At 74.2% G+C, this 19,128-nt stretch carries 20 protein-coding genes; 7 read left to right on the top strand and 13 right to left on the bottom strand.

What is annotated here, in order from left to right; genetic code table 11:
* The first annotated feature begins 124 nt into the window (after window positions 1–124).
* The 4 genes from sigE (at window position 125) to AB0O82_RS28320 (ending at window position 3,484) form a co-directional block, all read left to right on the top strand.
* A complete protein-coding gene (sigE, locus tag AB0O82_RS28335; RefSeq protein ID WP_350879899.1) occupies window positions 125–967 on the top strand; it encodes an RNA polymerase sigma factor SigE in 843 nt (280 codons plus the stop codon).
* Window positions 964–1,992: a zf-HC2 domain-containing protein gene (locus AB0O82_RS28330; protein ID WP_363586752.1), complete on the top strand. Its 1,029-nt coding sequence runs from the start codon at window positions 964–966 to the stop codon at window positions 1,990–1,992. Before sigE ends, AB0O82_RS28330 begins: the two co-directional genes overlap by 4 nt.
* A gap of 154 nt (window positions 1,993–2,146) precedes the next feature.
* Window positions 2,147–2,584 (top strand): sec-independent translocase, encoded by a 438-nt coding sequence (locus AB0O82_RS28325; protein ID WP_363586751.1) that lies wholly within the window; start codon window positions 2,147–2,149, stop codon window positions 2,582–2,584.
* Between the two features lie 222 nt (window positions 2,585–2,806).
* Window positions 2,807–3,484 carry a hypothetical protein gene (locus AB0O82_RS28320; RefSeq protein ID WP_363586750.1) on the top strand — a complete coding sequence of 226 codons (678 nt, stop codon included), beginning with the start codon at window positions 2,807–2,809 and terminating at the stop codon, window positions 3,482–3,484.
* Between the two features lie 70 nt (window positions 3,485–3,554).
* Here AB0O82_RS28320 and AB0O82_RS28315 read toward each other — a convergent pair whose 3' ends face one another.
* From AB0O82_RS28315 to AB0O82_RS28300, 4 genes are all read right to left on the bottom strand, one after another.
* Window positions 3,555–4,715, bottom strand: coding sequence for an Mrp/NBP35 family ATP-binding protein (locus AB0O82_RS28315; RefSeq protein ID WP_363586749.1), 1,161 nt, complete (start codon window positions 4,713–4,715; stop codon window positions 3,555–3,557).
* 56 nt (window positions 4,716–4,771) lie between these two features.
* A complete protein-coding gene (locus AB0O82_RS28310; protein ID WP_363586765.1) occupies window positions 4,772–5,317 on the bottom strand; it encodes a DUF1003 domain-containing protein in 546 nt (181 codons plus the stop codon).
* Window positions 5,318–5,393: 76 nt separating this feature from the next.
* Window positions 5,394–6,689 carry a CBS domain-containing protein gene (locus AB0O82_RS28305; protein ID WP_363586748.1) on the bottom strand — a complete coding sequence of 432 codons (1,296 nt, stop codon included), beginning with the start codon at window positions 6,687–6,689 and terminating at the stop codon, window positions 5,394–5,396.
* A gap of 129 nt (window positions 6,690–6,818) precedes the next feature.
* A complete protein-coding gene (locus AB0O82_RS28300) occupies window positions 6,819–7,358 on the bottom strand; it encodes a hypothetical protein (protein ID WP_363586747.1) in 540 nt (179 codons plus the stop codon).
* A 217-nt stretch (window positions 7,359–7,575) separates the two neighbouring features.
* Between AB0O82_RS28300 and AB0O82_RS28295 the strand changes: the two genes are divergently transcribed.
* Complete coding sequence (locus tag AB0O82_RS28295) at window positions 7,576–8,511, top strand: DMT family transporter (protein WP_363586764.1); 936 nt, start codon at window positions 7,576–7,578, stop codon at window positions 8,509–8,511.
* Here AB0O82_RS28295 and corA read toward each other — a convergent pair.
* On the bottom strand, window positions 8,456–9,577 hold the full coding sequence (corA, locus tag AB0O82_RS28290) for a magnesium/cobalt transporter CorA (protein WP_363586746.1): 1,122 nt from the start codon (window positions 9,575–9,577) through the stop codon (window positions 8,456–8,458). The genes AB0O82_RS28295 and corA overlap by 56 nt on opposite strands.
* A 426-nt stretch (window positions 9,578–10,003) precedes the next feature.
* On the opposite strand from corA, the gene AB0O82_RS28285 reads away from it, so the two are divergent.
* Window positions 10,004–10,645: a suppressor of fused domain protein gene (locus AB0O82_RS28285; protein WP_363586745.1), complete on the top strand. Its 642-nt coding sequence runs from the start codon at window positions 10,004–10,006 to the stop codon at window positions 10,643–10,645.
* A 74-nt stretch (window positions 10,646–10,719) separates the two neighbouring features.
* On the opposite strand, the gene AB0O82_RS28280 is transcribed toward AB0O82_RS28285, so the two are convergent.
* From AB0O82_RS28280 to AB0O82_RS28260, 5 genes are all read right to left on the bottom strand, one after another.
* Complete coding sequence (locus tag AB0O82_RS28280) at window positions 10,720–11,580, bottom strand: PHP domain-containing protein (RefSeq protein WP_363586744.1); 861 nt, start codon at window positions 11,578–11,580, stop codon at window positions 10,720–10,722.
* Window positions 11,581–11,651: 71 nt separating this feature from the next.
* A complete protein-coding gene (locus AB0O82_RS28275) occupies window positions 11,652–12,290 on the bottom strand; it encodes a DUF6758 family protein (RefSeq protein ID WP_363586743.1) in 639 nt (212 codons plus the stop codon).
* A 310-nt stretch (window positions 12,291–12,600) separates the two neighbouring features.
* Window positions 12,601–12,759, bottom strand: a complete 159-nt coding sequence (locus tag AB0O82_RS28270) for a hypothetical protein (RefSeq protein ID WP_159398440.1) — start codon at window positions 12,757–12,759, stop codon at window positions 12,601–12,603.
* A 360-nt stretch (window positions 12,760–13,119) separates the two neighbouring features.
* Window positions 13,120–13,995, bottom strand: coding sequence for an alpha/beta fold hydrolase (locus AB0O82_RS28265; RefSeq protein ID WP_363586742.1), 876 nt, complete (start codon window positions 13,993–13,995; stop codon window positions 13,120–13,122).
* A 153-nt stretch (window positions 13,996–14,148) separates the two neighbouring features.
* The gene (locus AB0O82_RS28260) at window positions 14,149–16,224 is read right to left on the bottom strand and encodes a DEAD/DEAH box helicase (protein WP_363586763.1); all 2,076 of its coding nucleotides are present in this window, start codon (window positions 16,222–16,224) and stop codon (window positions 14,149–14,151) included.
* Window positions 16,225–16,816: 592 nt separating this feature from the next.
* Here AB0O82_RS28260 and AB0O82_RS28255 point away from each other — a divergent pair.
* Window positions 16,817–17,545: a ferritin-like fold-containing protein gene (locus AB0O82_RS28255; protein ID WP_063347921.1), complete on the top strand. Its 729-nt coding sequence runs from the start codon at window positions 16,817–16,819 to the stop codon at window positions 17,543–17,545.
* Between the two features lie 19 nt (window positions 17,546–17,564).
* On the opposite strand, the gene AB0O82_RS28250 is transcribed toward AB0O82_RS28255, so the two are convergent.
* The 3 genes from AB0O82_RS28250 to AB0O82_RS28240 all read right to left on the bottom strand — a co-directional run bounded on the left by AB0O82_RS28250 (window position 17,565) and on the right by AB0O82_RS28240 (window position 19,042).
* Complete coding sequence (locus tag AB0O82_RS28250) at window positions 17,565–17,888, bottom strand: hypothetical protein (protein WP_363586741.1); 324 nt, start codon at window positions 17,886–17,888, stop codon at window positions 17,565–17,567.
* 134 nt (window positions 17,889–18,022) lie between these two features.
* Window positions 18,023–18,250: a DUF3107 domain-containing protein gene (locus AB0O82_RS28245; RefSeq protein WP_063347919.1), complete on the bottom strand. Its 228-nt coding sequence runs from the start codon at window positions 18,248–18,250 to the stop codon at window positions 18,023–18,025.
* A 141-nt stretch (window positions 18,251–18,391) separates the two neighbouring features.
* Complete coding sequence (locus AB0O82_RS28240) at window positions 18,392–19,042, bottom strand: TetR/AcrR family transcriptional regulator (protein ID WP_363586740.1); 651 nt, start codon at window positions 19,040–19,042, stop codon at window positions 18,392–18,394.
* Between the last annotated feature and the right edge of the window lie 86 nt (window positions 19,043–19,128).

Below are 19,128 nucleotides of genomic sequence, written 5' to 3'. Positions count from 1 at the left end.
ATATTTCCTGGCACAGATTACTGGCCGACCGGGAACCGCGTACGGCGGCGGGCCGTTGTCACGAAGGACCGGGTACGGGAGACCTCCCGGGCACTTTTATCCGGGCTTGACGGGTGAGGTGGATATGGTGGTGGCCCTGCTGGGCAGAAGAGCCGACCGAGGAGGTGTGGCCGAGGGCGACGTCCCCGTGCGGCGGCACTCCCGCGGCACCGCGTCGGCCCGTACGCCGAAGCCCGTGATGAACCAGCCTGCGCACTCCGACCTGGACCAGCCCGCCGCCGCGACGCCGGCCGCCGGTACCACCGAGGCCCCCGCCCTCGCGACCTTCACCGAGGGCCCCGACGCGCAGACCTGGACTCCACCCTCCTGGGAGGAGATCGTCGAGGCGCACAGCGCCCGGGTCTACCGCCTCGCGTACCGCCTGACGGGCAACCAGCACGACGCCGAGGACCTCACCCAGGAGGTCTTCGTCCGGGTGTTCCGTTCGCTGTCCACCTACACCCCCGGCACGTTCGAGGGCTGGCTGCACCGGATCACCACCAACCTGTTCCTGGACATGGTCCGCCGCCGCCAGCGCATCCGCTTCGACGCGCTCGGCGAGGACGCGGCCGAGCGGCTCGCCTCCCGCGAGCCCAGCCCGGCCCAGCACTTCAGCGACACCCACTTCGACGCCGACGTGCAGCACGCCCTGGACACCCTCGCCCCGGAGTTCCGCGCCGCCGTGGTGCTCTGCGACATCGAGGGACTGTCCTACGAGGAGATCGCCGCCACGCTGGGCGTCAAGCTCGGCACCGTCCGCAGCCGCATCCACCGCGGCCGCTCGCACCTGCGCGCCGCGCTCAAGCACCGTGCCCCCGGCTCGGCCCCCGGGCGCGAGCGCCGCGGCGGCTCGGAGGAGCCGGTGCCGGTCGGCGCCGCCGTCGAGGGCGCGCTCGCGCCGGGTGCGCGCGGACGGAGGCGATCGTGAGCGGAACCGGCCGGTCCGGGCCGGGCCAGCCGGACCCGTCCGGCCGGTCCGCGGCCAGGCGGGGCTGGGCCCTGCCCGGCCGCCGCGGCGGCGACGAACCGGGCGAGCCCGTCCTGCCCGCGCTGCCGCTGCCGGGCGAGACGGCGCTGCGCGCGGTGCCGGTGCGCCCCGCCGAGCCGGCCGCCGAGGAGCACCACCTCGGTGAGCGCCTCTCCGCGTTCCTGGACGGCGAACTCGGCCACGACTCGCGCGATCGCGTCCAGGCCCACCTGGCGACCTGCCCGCAGTGCCTCGCCGAGGTCGACGCGGGCCGGGCCGTCAAGCACCTGCTGACCCGCACCGGCACCCCCGGCCCCTCCTCCGGCCTGATGGCCCGGCTGATGGCCGTCGGCGGCCTGCCCGAGGACGATCCGGCGGACGCCGACTGGCCCGTCCGCCGCGGCAGCCGCGGTGACGACGACGACCTGCCCGGCGGCGGGGTCGCGGCCGGCGGCACGCTCGGCGGCAGCCGGCTCACCGGCGGCTCCTTCGGCCGCGGCGCAGGCGCCTCCTTCGGCGCGGGCGCGCTCGGCGCCGACACCCCGGTGCCCGGGGTCGACCCGCGGGCGTTCGGGCGCGGCGGCGCGGTGCTGCGGCCCCTGATGGGCCGGCGCAACGGCCGCCCCGAGGCCGCGGCCCGCCCCGAGAGCACCGTCCGGCCCCGCCCGGCCGCCGCCGTACGCTCCGCCGCGCCGCGCGGGCGCCGCTTCGTCTTCGCCGCCGCGGGCGCCTTCTCGGTCGCCGCGGTCACGCTCGGCGGGGTCGGCGGCCTCAGCGCGCAGAGCGAGGACCAGCACGGCAACCCGGTCAGCACGGTCGGCAACAGCGGCGGCACGGGCCGCAGCGGGGGCCTGGTCCCGATGACCGCGCAGATCCCGGTGGACTTCCCGGCCCACCCCGTCGCCGCGACCCGCGACGCGACGCCGCCGCCGGCCTCGGAGCGCAACTCGGGCGGCCTGCCCGCACTGCGCCAGCAGACCCGCTAGGCCCTGTCCGCACCTAGAGCGCCGCTCGCGCCCCGGTCGCGACGATCTCGGCCATCGGCAGGTCTTTACCACGGCTTCATCGCAGCGTGGACCATGGACCCGCCGATGGCCATTACCCTGTAGGGACCGTCGTCCGACGAGCTAGGGAGCTTAGGTGTTCAGCGATGTAGGCGGGCTGGAGATCCTGACCCTGGCCGTGATGGCGATCGTCATCTTCGGCCCCGACAAGCTGCCGAAGCTGATCCAGGACACCATGGGCTTCATCCGGAAGGTCCGTTCCTTCGCCGACAACGCGAAGGAGGACATCCGCAGCGAGCTGGGCCCCGAGTTCAAGGACTTCGAGTTCGAGGACCTGAACCCCAAGACCTTCGTCCGCAAGCAGCTCATGGGCGGCGAAGAGGACCCGCTGGGCCTCAAGGAGATGAAGGACTCGCTCGACATCCGCTCGGTCCTGGACGACAAGCCGGCGGCGCCGGTGAACGGCCGCAGCGGCAGCGTCAGCTTCGAGAAGGCCGCCGCCCCGGTGGCGGCCTCCACCGGGGCGCCGTTGCAGCCCGGCGAGCGGCCCCCGTTCGACCCCGACGCGACCTGACCGGCCCCCGGTCACACCCCGTACGACCACGCCACCGCCCCGCCCGGCCGCCCGGCTGAGCGGGGCGGCGGCGTGTGCGCCGCTATTGTGCTGATTGTTCCCGCTGAGCCGTCCGTCACATTCCGCGCTGTCGCGGACCAGGAACGGCTCCCGGGAACGCCGCGGTACGCCACGATGGGAGCGCGCCACGGCAGGCAAACGTGTGTTTGAGGAGGCCCGGGGATGGACGCGACGAGTCAGGCGGTGGGGACGACGGCCACGGCCGGCGGCCCGGTGGTCGGCGGGCAGGCCGGCCCGGCGGACCCGCTGGTGCCCTACCTGTCCGCCGACTTCCCCTGGTACGGCCTGGACGACGGCTGGACCGGCCGCCGCTACCTGATGCAGGCCGGCGCCGGAGGCCTCCGGGCCGGGGCGCCCGGCAGCGTCGACTACGGCAGCCTCGGCCACGGCGAGGAGCCGGCCAGGCAGTACGAGCCGCGCGACATGCGCAGGTTCGCGGTCGTGGTCACGGTGGCCCGCCGGGACAGCCGCCGCAGCGCCGACAACACCGGCACCCTGGAGGCGACCTCCGCCTCCTCCGCCGCCTGGCTGGCCGGCTCGGGCCTGCTCGCCTCGACCTGGCCCGGCCAGCTCGACCGCGCGCTGCGCCAGGACTGGCTGGACCAGCAGAGCACCCTCGCGTGGGACCTCGCCGACGACCTGGCCGGCCCCGGCTGGTCCACCCTCAGCCTCCCGGTGAACGGCCTGCCGCAGCCCTTCCGCTACCGCGAGTCCGAGTACGGCTGGGTGCTCGCCGGCGAGGCCCCGGGCGTCCTGCTCGGCGCCTACGGCCGCGGCGTCAGCGCCTACGGAGCCGGCTTCGCCACCGCCCCCGACCTGACCGCCTACACCCGCCCGTAGGGCGCGACGACGCCGAGTACGCCGAAGGGGCCGGGTGGTCGAACCACCCGGCCCCTTCGGCGACGCGTCATCAGAACTTGTTCTTCGGGGTCAGCCCGAGGGAGAGCCCGGAGAGGCCGCGCTGGCGGCCGCCGAGCTTGCCGGCGACGGCGCGCAGGGCGACGCCGGCCGGGGAGTCGGGGGCGGCGAGCACGACCGGGCGGCCGTCGTCGCCGCCCTCGCGCAGGCGCACGTCGATCGGGATCGAGCCGAGCACCGGGACGGTCGCGCCGACGGTGCGGGTGAGCGCGTCCGCGACGGTCTGGCCGCCGCCGGTGCCGAAGACGTCGATCATCTCGTCGCAGTGCGGGCACGGCATGCCGGACATGTTCTCGATCACGCCGACGATCTTCTGGTGGGTCTGCACCGCGATGGTGCCGGCCCGCTCGGCCACCTCGGCGGCGGCCATCTGCGGGGTGGTGACGATCAGGATCTCCGCGTTGGGGACCAGCTGGGCCACCGAGATCGCGATGTCGCCGGTGCCGGGCGGCAGGTCCAGCAGCAGGACGTCCAGGTCGCCCCAGTAGACGTCGGCGAGGAACTGCTGGAGCGCGCGGTGCAGCATCGGGCCGCGCCAGACCACCGGGGCGTTGCCCGGGGTGAACATGCCGATCGAGATGACCTTCACGCCGTGCGACTGCGGCGGCATGATCATGTCCTGGACCTGGGTGGGCCGGCCCTCGACGCCGAGCATGCGGGGCACGCTGTGGCCGTAGATGTCGGCGTCCACGACGGCGACCTTCAGGCCGTCGGCGGCCATCGCGGCGGCCAGGTTGACCGTGACCGAGGACTTGCCGACGCCGCCCTTGCCGGAGGCGACGGCGTAGACCCGGGTCAGCGTGCCCGGCTTGGCGAACGGGATCTCCCGCTCGGGGGCGCCGCCGCGCAGCAGCTGGGAGAGTTCCTTGCGCTGCTCGTCGCTCATCACGTCGAGCTCGACCTCGACGCCGGTCACACCGGGCACGCGGCCGACCGCTTCGCGGACCCGGGTGACGATGGTGTCGCGCATCGGGCAGCCGGAGACGGTCAGGTAGACCGCGACGCGCACCACGCCGCCCTCGGCGATCTCGACCGATTTCACCATGCCGATCTCGGTGATCGGGCGGTTGATCTCCGGGTCGTTGACGGTCGCCAGCGCCTGGCGTACGGACTCCTCCGTGACGCCGGCCGCGACCTCTGTCTCGTTGGCCATGCCTTGATGGTACGGCGCTCGGGGGATCCCCTAACCCGACGGTGGCGTGCCGCCGGTCACAGCGTCTCGGAGGGCTCCCGGCGCTCCTCGATCTCCTTGAGCAGGGACTGGAGTTCGGAGCGGATGAAGTCCCGGGTGGCGACCTCGCCGAGCCCGTGCCGCAGTGCCGCGACCTCGCGGGTCAGGTACTCGGTGTCCGCGATGTTGCGGTCGCTGCGGGCCCGGTCCTGCTCCATGTTGACCCGGTCCCGGTTGTCCTGGCGGTTCTGCGCGAGCAGGATCAGCGGGGCCGCGTAGGAGGCCTGGAGCGACAGCACCAGGGTGAGGAAGATGAAGGGGTAGCTGTCGAAGCGCACGTTCTCCGGCAGCAGGGTGTTCCAGGCCACCCAGATGATGATCACCACCGTCATCCAGACGATGAAGCGGCCGGTGCCCAGGAAGCGCGCGATCCGTTCGGAGAGCTTGCCGAACGCCTCCGGGTCGTAGGCGGGCAGCGAGATCAGCCCGGGCCGGGCGGTGCGGGGCTGGTCGAGCCGGGTGCGGGCCGGGCCGGCCACGGAGATCTCGGCGCGCCGCTCCCGGCCGCCCTCCCGGCCGCGCAGTTCGCGCAGCTGGCGCAGTTCCCGCAGTTCGCTCTGGAGGCGTTGGCGGGGGGACTCGTCCCGCCGCCCCTTGCGGTCAGCGTCCACCGTGCACCTCTTCCCTCGTGCCGTCCGTGTCGTCGTGGCCGTGCAGGACGGACTCGCGCCAGTCCTCCGGCAGCAGGTGGTCGAGCACGTCGTCGACGGTCACCGCGCCGAGCAGGTGGTCGGCCTCGTCGACGACCGGCGCGGACACCAGGTTGTAGGTCGCCAGGTAGCTGGTGATCAGTGACAGCGGGGTGTCCGGCGGCAGCGGGTCCAGGTCGTCGTCGACCAGCGAGCCGACCAGTACGTACGGCGGCTCGCGCAGCAGCCGCTGGAAGTGCACGGTGCCCAGGTACTTGCCGGTCGGGGTCTCGTTCGGCGGCCGGCAGACGTACACCTGCGCGGCGAGCGCGGGCTTGTGGTCGGAGACCCGGATGCGGGCGAGTGCCTCGGCCACGGTCGCGTCCGGCTCCAGCACGACCGGCTCGGTGGTCATCAGACCGCCGGCGGTGTTCTCCTCGTACGACAGCAGGCGGCGGACGGGCTCGGCCTCGTCCGGCTCCATCAGCTGGAGCAGCCGCTCGGCCTCGTCGGCGGGCAGTTCGGAGAGCAGGTCGGCGGCGTCGTCCGGGTCCATCGCCTCCAGGACGTCGGCGGCGCGTTCGTCCTTGAGCTTGCCGATGATCTCGACCTGGTCGTCCTCGGGCAGCTCCTCCAGGACGTCGGCGAGCCGCTCGTCGTCGAGCGCGGCGGCCACCTCGGCGCGGCGCTTGGCGGACAGGTGGTGCATGACGCTGGCGAGGTCGGCGGCGCGCAGCTGGTCGAAGGTGGCGAGCAGGTTGGCGGCGCCCTGGTCCTGCTCGGGCAGCGTGAAGCCGGTGACGTCCTGCCAGTCCAGGGTGAGCCGCTCGCCCTTGCCCTTGCGCAGCCGGCCGGCCCGGCCGATCTGGACGAAGACCTTGCTGATCTCCCACTCGCGCATCCGGGTCTGCACCATCCCGACGTCCAGCACGGTGACGTTCTCACCGGTCTTGGACCAGGTGACGGTGCGGTCCAGCAGTTCGGCGAGCACCAGGGTCTCGGACGGGCGCTGCTCGAAGCGCCGCAGGTTGATCACGCCGGTGGCGAGCACCTGGCCGGACTCCAGGCTGGTCACCCGGGTCATCGGCAGGAAGATCCGGCGCCGGCCGACCACCTCGACCACCAGGCCCAGGACCCGCGGCGGGCGGCCGCTCAGCCGCAGCGAGACGACGACGTCACGGACCCGGCCGACCTGGTCGCCGTTCGGGTCGAAGACGGCGAGGGCGGAGAGGTGGGAGATGAAGACCCGGGTGCCTGGCCCTGCCATGAACTCCCTCGACTCGTTCGATGCCGTGCCGGGTACGCCGGGGCGCACCTGCGGGCAAGGCTACCCGCGTGTCGCGAGCCCGGCCCGACGAGGCACGGTACACAGCCGAGGAGTCCCGGGCGTGAATCTTTAGCGGCGCTTGAACAGCAGTTTGGGCAGGCCGGCCGGGACGGGGCGGCGGGTGGTGGCCGCGGTGGGCATCGGCTGGGCGGCGTGCGAGACGTCCGGCATCGTGCCCGGACGCTCGGTCAGCGCACCGGCGGGCTCCAGGCGCAGCACCCGGCACTCGCGGGCCCAGCGGTCGGTGATGGTGTCGGTGTCGGGCGCGTTCAGCCGCTTGCCCTTGAGCTCCTCGACGGCGCCCAGCCAGGCCTCGCCGCCGGGGGCCAGCTCCGAGACCCGGGCGCTCCAGCCGGTCAGCCGGCCGCCCTTGTCCTTGCTGCGGACGGTCACCACCGCGCCGGATCCGGCGGTCAGGCCGTGCAGCGGCTGCTCGCTGCCCTCGCCGACCACCACCACGGCGCCGTCGTGCCAGGCGTGCCAGAGCGGGCGGGCCTGCTCCTGGCCGTCCGCGCGGACCCAGAGGAGGCCGGACTTCTTCGCGGCCTCCTCCAGCAGGGCCTGGTCGAGGAAGTCGTCGGCGGTCGCGGCGGCGGGCGTACGGTCCATGGCGCCCAGCGTACGACCTCCGCCGTCCACGAGTTGTCTCAGCCGTCGGGCGACAGTTCCATCGGCTTGCCACGGGCCTTACCGTAGGAACGCCCGGCCCCGGCCCGGTTCAGCCCGGTCCCCGCCTCGCCCCAGCCCACGTGACCAGCAGAGGAGCGCCGTGCCCGCCGCCCGGCCCGCGACCGCCCCCGCACCAGCCGCCACCGCCACCGAGCCGGTGCACCCGCTCCCCACCGCCGACCTGCTGCTGCTCGCCGTCTCCATCGCCGGCATCTCGCTGTCCGGCCCGCTGATCAGCGCCACCGCCGCGCCCGCGCTGGCGATCGCGTTCTGGCGCAACGTCATGTCGGTCGGCGTCCTCGGCCCGTACGCGCTGCTGCGCCACCGCGCCGAACTGCGCGGGATCGGCCGGCGGGCGCTGCTGCTCGCGATCGCGGCGGGCGCACTGCTCGCCGTGCACTTCGCGCTCTGGATGCCCAGCCTGCGGATGACCTCGGTGGCCTCGGCGACCGCCCTGGTCACCACCACCCCGCTGTGGACCATCCTGCTGATGCGCCTGCTCGGCGTCCGCGCCCCCCGGATGGTCTGGCTCGGCACGGGCGTGGCCTTCGCCGGCGTGCTGGTGCTGACCGGCGTCGACCTCTCGCTCTCCCCGCGCGCGCTGCTCGGCGACGCGCTCGCCCTCGGCGCGGGCCTGGCCGCCGCCGGGTACATGCTGCTGGGCGCGGAGGTCCGCAGGACCGTCAGCACCACCGCGTACACGCTGGTCTGCTACACCACCACGGCGGCGGGCCTGCTGGCGATCTGCCTGGTCGCCGGGACGCCGCTGGCCGGCTGGCCGGCCGGGGTGTGGTGGCAGATCGTGCTGCTGATGGTCGCCGCCCAGCTGCTCGGCCACTCGCTGAGCAACCGCGTGGTGCGCACCCTCGGCCCGTCGATCACCTCCACGGCGATCCTGCTGGAGACCCCGGGCGCGGCCCTGATCGCCGCCCTCTGGCTCGGCCAGTGGCCCCCGGTGGCGGCGTATCCGGCGGTGGTGCTGATCCTGGTGGGCCTGGTCCTGGTCGCCCGTGGCGGCCGGCGGGCGCCGCGGGCGGCTACAGCCAGCCGTTGCGGCGGAAGCCCCGGTACATCCCGACGCAGATCAGGATGATGGCGGTGAGCACCATCGGATAGCCGTACTTGTGGTGCAGCTCGGGCATGTACTCGAAGTTCATCCCGTACACGCCGGTGATCATGGTGGGCACGGCGAAGATCGCCGCCCAGGCGGTGATCTTGCGCATGTCCTCGTTCTGCGCCACCGAGACCTGCGCCAGATTGGCCTGGAGCAGCGAGTTCAGCAGTTCGTCGAAGCCGTGCACCTGCTCGGTGACCCGGGCCAGGTGGTCGGCGACGTCCCGGAAGTACTTCTGGATGTCCGGGTCGACGAGGCGCTGCAGCGGTTCGGACAGCTGCTGCATCGGGCGCAGCAGCGGCACCACGGCTCGCTTGAACTCCAGTACCTCGCGCTTGAGTTGGTACACCCGGCCGACGTCGGCGCTGCGCCCGCCCTTGGCCGAGAAGACGCCGTACTCGATCTCGTCCACGTCGTTCTGCAGCCGCTCGGAGACCAGCAGGTAGTTGTCCACGACGTGGTCGGCGATCGCGTGCAGCACCGCGGACGGGCCCTTGGCGAGCAGCCCGGACTCGTCCGCGTCGGCCTCCAGCCGGTGCCGCAGCTCCTGTAGCGAGCCGTGGCCGCCGTGCCGGACGGTGATCACGAAGTCCCGCCCGGCGAAGACCATCAATTCGCCGGTCTCCACCACCTCGCTGGTCGGGGTGAGCTGGTCGTGCTCGACGTAGCGGATGGTCTTGAAGACGGCGAACAGCACGTCGTCGTAGCGCTCGACCTTGGGCCGCTGGTGCGCGTGCACCGCGTCCTCGACCGCGAGCGGGTGCAGGCCGAAGCGCTGGGCGATGCCCTCGAACTCGGCCTCGGTCGGTTCGTGCAGCCCGATCCAGCTGAACGAGCCGTCCCCGTCCGGGAGTTGGTGCGCGGCCTTGATCCGGCGGGCGGCCTCGCGGGGGCTGCAGGTCTCGCCGTGGCGCTTGCCGTGCTGGTACACCGCGCAGTCGACGACCGCCGAGCCGGCGCCCGCCGGGACGGCGTCGTACGCGCCGGCCGCGGAACGGCGGCGGTTGGTGCGGACGGCGGCGCGCAGGCTGTTGATCATCGACATGGCAGGCTCCCTGGAACAGGAGCCGCCGCACAGCGGCGTCGGGGTCCCCCCGTCGGAAGGCGGGGGAGGAGCGGGCGGCCGTGGTGCGACGGCGAAGAACACCGGTGAAGGGGGGTGAGGGTGCTCTCCCGGCCGGTTCGTCCGCGCCCGGCCTGCCCGGGCTACCTCGGCTGGATCAGCCGGTTCAGCCTGCGTGGCGAGGGGTGCGGGGAAGTCGGGGCCGGGTAGAGCTGCCGGTACTGCATGGTCGGCCGGTATCCACCGCAACCACCTCCTTCGTGCCGCCGCCCCGGGAACCTGAGGATTCCCGGTGGCCAGTCGCTCACCCTAACATCTGACCGACCATCGGCGCCCCGGGCTTTCCCGAGGCTTTGCCCGGGCCGCCCGCACACGGCCGGCCCGCCCCCGGGGGTTACGCTCACCGGCATGGCGCACGACTTCCCGCTCTTCGGCGAACCCCACGGCGGCAGCTCCCCGGCGCTCTCCCGGGAGGCGGTGCTGGCCGCCGTCGAGGCCCGGCTGATCACCACCTTCGGCGAGCCGAGCGGCCGCGCCGCGGTCACCTTCCTCGGCACCGACCGGATCGAGGTGCTGCGCTTCGGCCCGGACGCCGACGGCCTGGTCCGGTACGCGACGCTCGGCATGTCCGCCGCGCCGATGGCCGACCCGACCGCACCGGTGGCCGACCAACTGCGCGGCCCACGCGCCGAACTGGTGCTGACCGTCCGCGGCGGGCGCGACAGCGTGCTGCGCAGCCTGGCCACCCTGGCCGCGACCCCGCAGGTCGAGGGCCTGGTGGTGGCCCCCGGCGGCTCGCTGGACCTCGGCGCCCCGCTGTGGGACGGCGCGCCGTTCACCTCGGTGCTGGCCGCCGAGCCGGGCGGCCTGGTGCCGGACCTGGAGCTGGACGAGCCGGCCGACCCGGTCCGTTTCCTGCCTCTGCTGCCGATGACGCCCAACGAGGCCGGCTGGAAGCGGGTGCACGGCGCGGCCGCGCTCCAGGAGCGCTGGCTGGAGCAGGGCGCCGACCTGCGCGACCCGGACCGCCGCGGCGTCCGGCTGGACTGACCGGGGCTCAGGTCACGAGTCTCCCGTCCTGGCCCCGCGCTCCCGCCGCGCCCCCGCACCCCGGCGCGCGGCCCTCAGCCGCCGATCGGCTTCGCGCCGGTGGCCTGCGCCAGCAGCGCCTCGTACACCGCGGGGTCGGTGGTGTGCTCGCCGAGCCGGACGGTCTTGCGGCTGCCGTGGTAGTCGCTGGAGCCGGTGACCAGCAGCCCCAGCTCGTCGGCCAGGCCGCGCAGCCGCACCCTGGTCTCCTCGTCGTGGTCGGTGTGGTCGACCTCCAGCGCCGCCAGCCCGGCCGCCGCGAGGTCGGCGATCACCTGGTCCGGGACGGTCCGCCCGCGCTTGACCGCGCCGGGGTGGGCGAACACCGGCACCCCGCCGGCCGCCCGGACCAGCCGGACCGCCTCGATCGGGTCGGTCTCGTGCTTGCGCACGTCCGCCCGGGCGCCGTTGGCCAGCCACTCGGCGGTGAAGGCGTCCGACACGGTGGCCACGACGCCCGCCTCGACCAGCGCGCTGGCGATGTGCGGGCGACCGACCGAGCCGGTCCCGGCGATCCGCTGCACCTGCTCCCAGCTGATGTCCGCGCCGAGTTCGCGGCAGCGCTCGACGATCGCCCGCCCGCGCCGGAACCGGTCGGTGCGCACCAGCTCCCGCTCGCGCGCGAACTCCGGCTCGTCCGGGTCGAACAGGTACGCCAGCAGGTGCATGCTGACGCCGCCCACCACGCAGGACAGCTCGGCGCCCGGGACGACGGTCAGCCGGCTGCCGTCCGGCAGCGCGCGCACCGCCTCGGCGGCCTCGGCGTGGCCCGCGACGGTGTCGTGGTCGGTGAGCGCCACGACGTCGAGGCCCGCGGCCACGGCCGCCGCGACCAGCTCGGTCGGGCTGTCGGTGCCGTCGGAGGCGTTGCTGTGGGCGTGCAGGTCGATGCGCACGGGGCGGACTCCTGAGGGCTCGGGGTGCCGCCCAGGATAGGACAGGGCGCCGGGCCCCGGCCGGACAGCACCTATCCCAGCAGGCGGGGGGAGAGGGCCCCGCAGGGGAGCAGGTCCAGTTCGGCGCCGGCCTCGCGCAGGTCGGTGAGGACGAGTTCGTCGTACATCACCAGGGCGGACTGCTCGGGCCAGGCGACGGCCCAGAGCCAGAGGCCGCGGGCCTCGCCGACGAACACCGCGCGGTCGACCGGGGCGTCCGGGACGTGGAACATCGGGGTGGGCCGCCCGGCGGCCAGCAGTTTGGCGTCGGCGGGCTTGTAGAGGCCGACGGAGTCGCCCGGGTCGGGCCCGGGCATCCCGGCGTAGCGGGCGCCGAGGCCGACCCCCAGTTCCTCGGCGACGAGCACCAGCTCGCCGAAGCCGCCGAGCGGGGCCGGTCCGGAGCAGGCGACGGCGGTGGCCCGGGCGCCGGAGACGTCGTCGCCGACGTGGGCGATGCCGGTGTAGAGCCAGCCGACCGGGAGCGGCCAGGGCAGCCAGACGGGGACCTGCGAGCGGGCGACGGCGACGCCCAGGGCTTCGACGCTCGGTGGCAGCACGGGCTGCATCGGGTGCACGGCTCCGTGCCGGTCGCACTGCCAGGTGTCTGAGAACAGACCGGGGGCGCGGACCCGACCGGCGCACCTCGGGCAGCTTGGCTCGCCCCTCATAGGCGACAACGCTCCTCCCTCCGGACCGCCGCGTCAAGGACGATCACCCGTACGGAGGGCTCGGCGGCACCTGTCGGTGGCGGGGCCCGTTCGGCGCGGGTGGGGCGGCGCGGCACGGGCGGTTCCCGTTGGGGGATGTCCCGTGGCGGGCGGCGGCAAACGTCTACGGGCCCAGGGCCCGGACGCACTGACGCCCTGTCATCGGCGATCGCGGTGACAGGGCGTCAGTCGGGTATCGGAACGTCCGGATCGGACGCTCCCGGCTCGTCGGCGGCGGGTGAGGGCTCCCGGTCGGAGGCGCCGCGCGTGGTCAGACGGTCGGGCACGGGCGGATGAGCAGGCGCTCACCGGTGCGGGCGGCGGCCTGGACGAACTCGCGGACGGTCTCGGCGTCGGCTATCAGGCGGTCGGCGGCGGAGCCGTTGGCGTCGTCCAGTCGGACGATCTCGAAGCGCATGGTCTTCGTCATGGGCGTCTCCTCTTCTTGCCCCGTCGGTCGGGGCGATTGCGGCTGAGTGGGTACCAGCCCTTTCGGGGTCCTGCGGGTCCGGCGGTGCGGCCGGATCGTTCGGTTCGTACGTGCGGCGGTCTGCTGCGGCAAGGGCTCCCCCTGCTTGCCTGGTGCCTCGTGAACCACGGTGACGTGGTGATGCTTCCGGGTCGTTGCCCGACCGTGAAGTCCAGGTTTCGGCTGATTCGCGCCGACGCGGAGGCCGGCGATGATTCCCGGACAGAATCAAAGATTACCGTAACTAACGACTTTTGTCCTGTGTTGAGGACGGTCGAACTTCGAGAAGTGGTTCAGACCACTCTCCGGGACCGGTGCGGCTCAGGCCCAGAACGCGGCCAGCGCCTCGGCCGTGGCGGCCGGGCGTTCGGCGTTGGGGGAGTGGCCGGCCTCCTCGACGACCACCCGGCGGGCCCCCAGGCGCTCCGCCATCCCGGTCTGCTCCGGCACCGGCCAGGCGTAGTCCCGCACCCCGGACAGCACCAGCACCGGCAGGCCGGCGGTGGCGGCGGCCAGCTCCGCCACCCGGTCCGGCGCGGCGACCAGATGGCCACCGGTGACGCTCAGCGACAGCGGTACGTTGGCCAGCCAGCGGCGGTGCAGGAACTCCGCGACGGCCGGCTCCGGGCGCTGCTTCTGGTCCCCGCTGCCCTCCTCCATCTGCCGCATGACCTGCCAGATCTCCTCCAGGCTCATGACCGGCAGCACGTCCAGCAGCAGCTGGGTACGGGCCGCCTCGGCCGGGTCGATCGCGCCCGGGCCGGTGGACATCAGGGTCAGCGAGCGCCACGGCGACGGGCCGTCCGCGGCCGCGGCCAGCACTGCCTCCCGGACCACCTGGCCGCCGAAGGAGTGCCCCAGCAGGTGCGGCGGCCCGCCGTCGGCGGCCACGGCCTCGGTGAGCGCCCGGACGTCCGCGCCCAGCGCCTCGACGGCGTACGCGGCCGGGTCGTCCGGGCCGCCGGTCTCGTACTGGCCGCGCTGGTCGACGGCGGTCACCCGGTAGCCGGCCGCCGCCAGCGGCTCCAGCAGGGCGATGAAGTCCTCCTTGCTGCCGGTGAAGCCCGGCACCAGCAGCGCCGAGCCGCGCACCGGCCCGTCCGGCTCGGCCCGCAGCGCGGCGAACCCGCCGCGGCTTGTGGACAGCCGCAGCGCGCGGGCGCAGCGGGGAAGGGTGAGGAACGGCGGCGTGCTCATGGGCTGCTCTCCTGCAGGCGACTGGCCGGTGCCCCCGACCCTATCCAGCCTGTGCCGGAACGCCGGAACGCCGGAACGCCGGAACGCCGGAACGCCGGAGGGGGCGGGCCGGACCGCGAGGGGCCCGGCCCGCCCCCTCCGGGACGGGGTGCGTCAGCTCTCCGGGGTGGCCTCCGGCGCGGCGGCGGCCTTGCGGGCCCGGGTGCGCTTGCGCGGGGCCGGGACCTCGGTCGCGGCGTCGGCGGCCGCAGCCTCCGGAGCCGCCGGGGCGGTCGCGGCCTCGGCCTTGGGCTTGCGGGTGCGCGTCCGGGTGGCGGGCTTCTCCGCGACGGCGGCCTCGGTGGCCGGGGCCTCGACGACGGCCTCGACGGCCTCCGCCTTCGGCTTGCGGGTGCGCGTCCGGGTGGCCGGCTTCTTCGCGACGACGGCCTCAGCGGCCTCGACGGCTTCGACGGCCGGAGCCTCGGCCGGGGCCTCGACGGCCTCGGCCTTGGGCTTGCGGGTGGCGCGCGTCCGGGTGCGGGCGGCCGGCTTCTCCGCGACGGCGGCCTCGACGACGGCCTCGGCGGCGGCCACGACGGCCACCGCGGCCGGAGCCTCGGCGACCGGAGCCGCCACGGCCGCCTCGGTCACCGCGACGGCCTCGGCCACCACGGCGGCCTCGCCGGCGGCGGCGCCGCGCGAACGGCGGCGACGGCGGCGCGGGGCCGACTCGCCCTCGGTGCCCTCGACGGCCGGGGCCGCGGGGGCCTCGACGACGGTCCCGGCCTCGCCCTCGGCGACCGCGGAGCCGCCCCGGGTGCGGCGGCGCTCACGGGTGCGGCGCGGCTTCTCCTCGGTCGCCACGGCGGCCTCGGGGGCGCCGGTGCGGCCGGAGCCGCTGCGCGGGCCCTTGGCCCGGGCGGTGCGCGCACCGCGCCCGCCGGTCTCGCCGAGGTCCTCGACCTCCTCCGCGCCGAGCCCGGCCCGGGTCCGCTCCGAACGCGGCAGCACACCCTTGGTGCCCGGCGCGATCTTCAGCAGCTCGTACAGGTGCGGCGAGGTGGAGTAGGTCTCCTCCGGGTCGTTGAAGGTCAGCTCCAGCGCCTTGTTGATCAGCTGCCAGCGCGGGATGTCGTCCCAGTCGACCAGGGTGACGGCGGTGCCCGAGGCGCCGGCCCGGCCGGTGCGGCCGATCCGGTGCAGGTAGGTCTTCTCGTCCTCGGGGCACTGGTAGTTGACCACGTGCGTGACGCCCTCGACGTCGATGCCGCGGGCGGCGACGTCGGTGCAGACCAGCACGTCGACCTTGCCGTTGCGGAACGCGCGCAGCGCCTGCTCGCGGGCGCCCTGGCCGAGGTCGCCGTGGACGGCGCCGGCCGCGAAGCCGCGCTGGGTCAGCTGGTCGGCGACGTCGGCGGCGGTGCGCTTGGTCCGGCAGAAGATCATCGCCAGCCCGCGGCCGTCGGCCTGGAGGATGCGCGAGACGAGCTCGACCTTGTCCAGCGAGTGCGCGCGGAAGATGTGCTGCTCGATGTTGGCGACGGTGGTGCCGGTGTCGTCCGGGGCGGCGGCCCGGATGTGGGTGGGCTGGCTCATGTACCGGCGGGCGAGGCTGATGACCTGACCCGGCATGGTGGCCGAGAACAGCAGGGTCTGCCGCTTGGCCGGCAGCATGGTGATGATCTTCTCGACGTCCGGCAGGAAGCCGAGGTCGAGCATCTCGTCGGCCTCGTCCAGGACCAGCGAGCGGACCTTGGACAGGTTCAGCTTCTTCTGCCCGGCCAGGTCCAGCAGGCGGCCCGGGGTGCCGACCACGATGTCGACGCCCTTGGCGAGCGCCTCGACCTGCGGCTCGTACGCGCGGCCGCCGTAGACGGCCAGGACGCGCACGTCGCGGACCTTGCCGGCGGTCTGCAGGTCGTTGGTGACCTGGGTGCAGAGCTCACGCGTCGGGACGACGATGAGCGCCTGCGGGCCGTCGGAGAGCTGCTCCTCGGTCGCCCGGCCGGCGTCCACGTCGGCGCGCACGACGCACCGCTCGATCAGCGGGAGGCCGAAGCCGAGGGTCTTGCCGGTGCCGGTCTTGGCCTGGCCGATGACGTCGTGGCCGGTCAGCGCGACCGGGAGGGTCATCTCCTGGATGGGGAAGGGGTGGACGATGCCGACGGACTCGAGCGCCTCGGCGGTCTCCGGGAGGATTCCCAGATCCCGGAACGTCGTCTTGATGGGTTCAGCGGTGGTGGACAGGGTGCTGCCTCTTCCGTGTGAAAGGGGCCGAGAGCGAGCGGCGGGCGGGCAGCCGCACGGCTGCGTACGGGCCTGGCGGCCCTGATGCAGCTGAGCGGACGCACAACCGCGCCGGTCCCTGCGGCCGGCCGGTGCGCGCTGCCCTGTGCGGGGCGCGTCGCCGGCGGCGTCGGGGAGGATTCCCATGAGGGACCTGCGCGGGACCTTCGCCAGGGGGCGTGGTCTCGGCGGCCCTCGCTCGGCCACTGATGCGGTGCCAAGGCTTGAAGTCCAAGCCATGGTCGGAGCCGATCGGCTCTCCGACCGGGCATCCGCGTACGTGAGTACCCGTGGCTCCGGTGCGGACACGTCCGGATGGACGGTGCCGCTTCGGAGCGGGCTTGCGCGGGACACCGAGACGGCGGTGACACCGTGCGAACACGACGGGGCTCCGTACCACCATACAGTCAGGCGACGACTCGAACACGTGACGCGTCTGACATTGCCCCTCCCGACCCGGGCCGGAAGGGGTGTTCCGGCCGGTCACCCGGGCGACCGGCCGACGGCCGGCCAGGGTGGGTCCCCCGGGCCGGCGGGACTAAGGTGGCGGGTCATGGAGACCCATGGTGAGACGCAGGACGCCGCGGCCGGCTCGATCGGGGACTGGGCCGCGTGCTCGGCCGACCCCGGCTACCGGGCGGCGGTGCTGGACCTGCTCGGCGCACTCGCCTACGGCGAGCTGAGCGCCTTCGAGCGGCTCGCCGAGGACGCCAAGCTGGCGCCGGACCTCGCCGACAAGGCGGCCCTGGCCCGGATGGCCTCCGCCGAGTTCCAGCACTACCAGCGCCTGCACGACCGGCTCGCCGAGATCGGCGCCGACCCGCAGGAGGCGATGCGCCCGTTCGTCGAGCCGCTGGAGCTGTTCCACCGGATGACCGCGCCCTCGGACTGGCTGGAGGGCCTGGTCAAGGCCTACGTCGGCGACGCCATCGCGACCGACTTCTACCGCGAGGTCGCCGTCCGGCTCGACGACGACACCCGCGACCTGGTGCTCGGCGTCATGTCCGACACCGGGCACGCCCAGTTCGCGGTGGACAAGGTGCGCCAGGCCATCGAGGCCGACCCGCGCTCCGGCGGCCGGCTCGCGCTGTGGGGCCGGCGGCTGATGGGCGAGGCGCTCAGCCAGGCCCAGCGGGTGGTCGCCGAGCGGGACGCGCTGTCCAACCTGCTGGTCGGCGGCGTCCAGGTGCAGGGCTTCGACCTGGTCGAGGTCGGCAAGATGTTCAACCGGATCACCGAGGCGCACACCCGGCGGATGGCCGCCCTGGGCCTGGCCAGCTAGGGCCTGTCCGGCCCGGGCGTCAGGCCGGCCGGTGGCGCCGTGTGCGGTGGACACCGGCCCGGTGCGGGTGGTGCCGGTGCGCCGGGGCCCGCCCGGCGGCGAGGTCCGGCCGGGCCAGCGTCGTGGTCAGCACCGCCGAGGCCAGCGCCGCGGCCGCGATCGACGCCGCCGGGTAGCGCCCGTCCAGGCAGAAGTGCGCCACCGTCCCGCCGAGCAGCGCCGCCGCCAGGGCGGTGCCCAGGGTCAGGGTGCGAGCCGCCCGGAAGTACGCGGGCCGCGCCAGCAGTGCGGCCAGGCCCGCGGCCAGGCCGACGAGGGCGAAGGCGATCGACTCGACCAGCAAAACTGCCTCCCGGGGACGGGCGCGCGGCGCCGACGGCCGCACTGTCGCCGTACCCCGGCCGACCCGGCCGTACACGCAACGGTGCCCCGCTCCCTGGGGGAGCGGGGCACCGGGTGAGCAGCTCGGACGACGCCTCAGGCGGTGCCGAAGCCGACCTTGCGGGCGGCCTGCTCGCCGATCTCCACGTACGCCAGGCGCTCGGCCGGGACGATGACGCGGCGGCCGTGCTCGTCGGTCAGCGCGAAGAGCTTCTCCGAACCCTCCAGCGCCTTGGCGATCGCGCTCTGGATCTCATCGGCACTCTGCGTGCTCTCGATCACGATCTCGCGCGGCGTGTTCTGCACGCCGATCTTGACCTCCACGGCTTCCGTCCCTCCGGGGTTGCAGCCTCCACGCGCGGACACCCCGACCGCCTGGGACAAGCGTTCGCGACGACCGCGCCGTACGGCTTCACCATAGAGCACGGGATCACCGCGGCGGCGAAGGTCGGTGGATCACCCCTGCTAGAGGGCCTCTCCGCCCTCCGAGGTGGGGTGCATCGGGAAGCCCTTCAGCCCGCGCCAGGCCAGGCTGGCGACCAGTCGCGCCGCCTCGTCGCGCGGGATGTCCAGGCCCTGCGACAGCCAGTACCGGGCGGTGATCTGGGCCAGGCCGCAGACCCCGGCGGCGAGCAGCTTGGACTCCGCCTCGGGCAGGTCGGTGTCCTCCTGGATCACCTTGCTGACCAGCGTCGCGCTCGCCTCGGAGGCCCGCTCGACCCGCTCGCGCACGGCCGGCTCGTTGGTCAGGTCCGACTCGAAGACCAGGCGGAACGCGCCGGACTCGCTGGAGACGTAGTTGAAGTACGCCTCCATCGTCGCGGCCACCCGGAGCTTGTTGTCGGTGGTCGTCGACAGTGCGTCGCGGGTCGACTCGACCAGGGCGTCGCAGTGCTTGTCCAGCAGCGCCAGGTACAGCTCCAGCTTCCCGGGGAAGTGCTGGTACAGCACCGGCTTGCTGACCCCGGCGCGGTCGGCGATGTCGTCCATGGCGGCCGCGTGGTAACCCTGCGCGACGAACACCTCCTGGGCGGCACCGAGCAGTTGTTCACGGCGGGCGCTTCGCGGCAGGCGGGCACCGCGCGGGCGCTCCTGCGCCTCCTGGATGGCCGTCACGGCGCTCCTCACTTCGGTTGTTCGGGGCTGGCAAGAGGGCCGATTCTACTTTTCGGTAACCGCTTCCGCGTTCGGCGGGAGTGAGA

The sequence above is a fragment of the Kitasatospora sp. NPDC088264 genome, assembly GCF_040685715.1.
Taxonomy (GTDB): Bacteria; Actinomycetota; Actinomycetes; order Streptomycetales; family Streptomycetaceae; genus Kitasatospora.
This window is presented reverse-complemented; position numbering and strand designations above follow the sequence as displayed.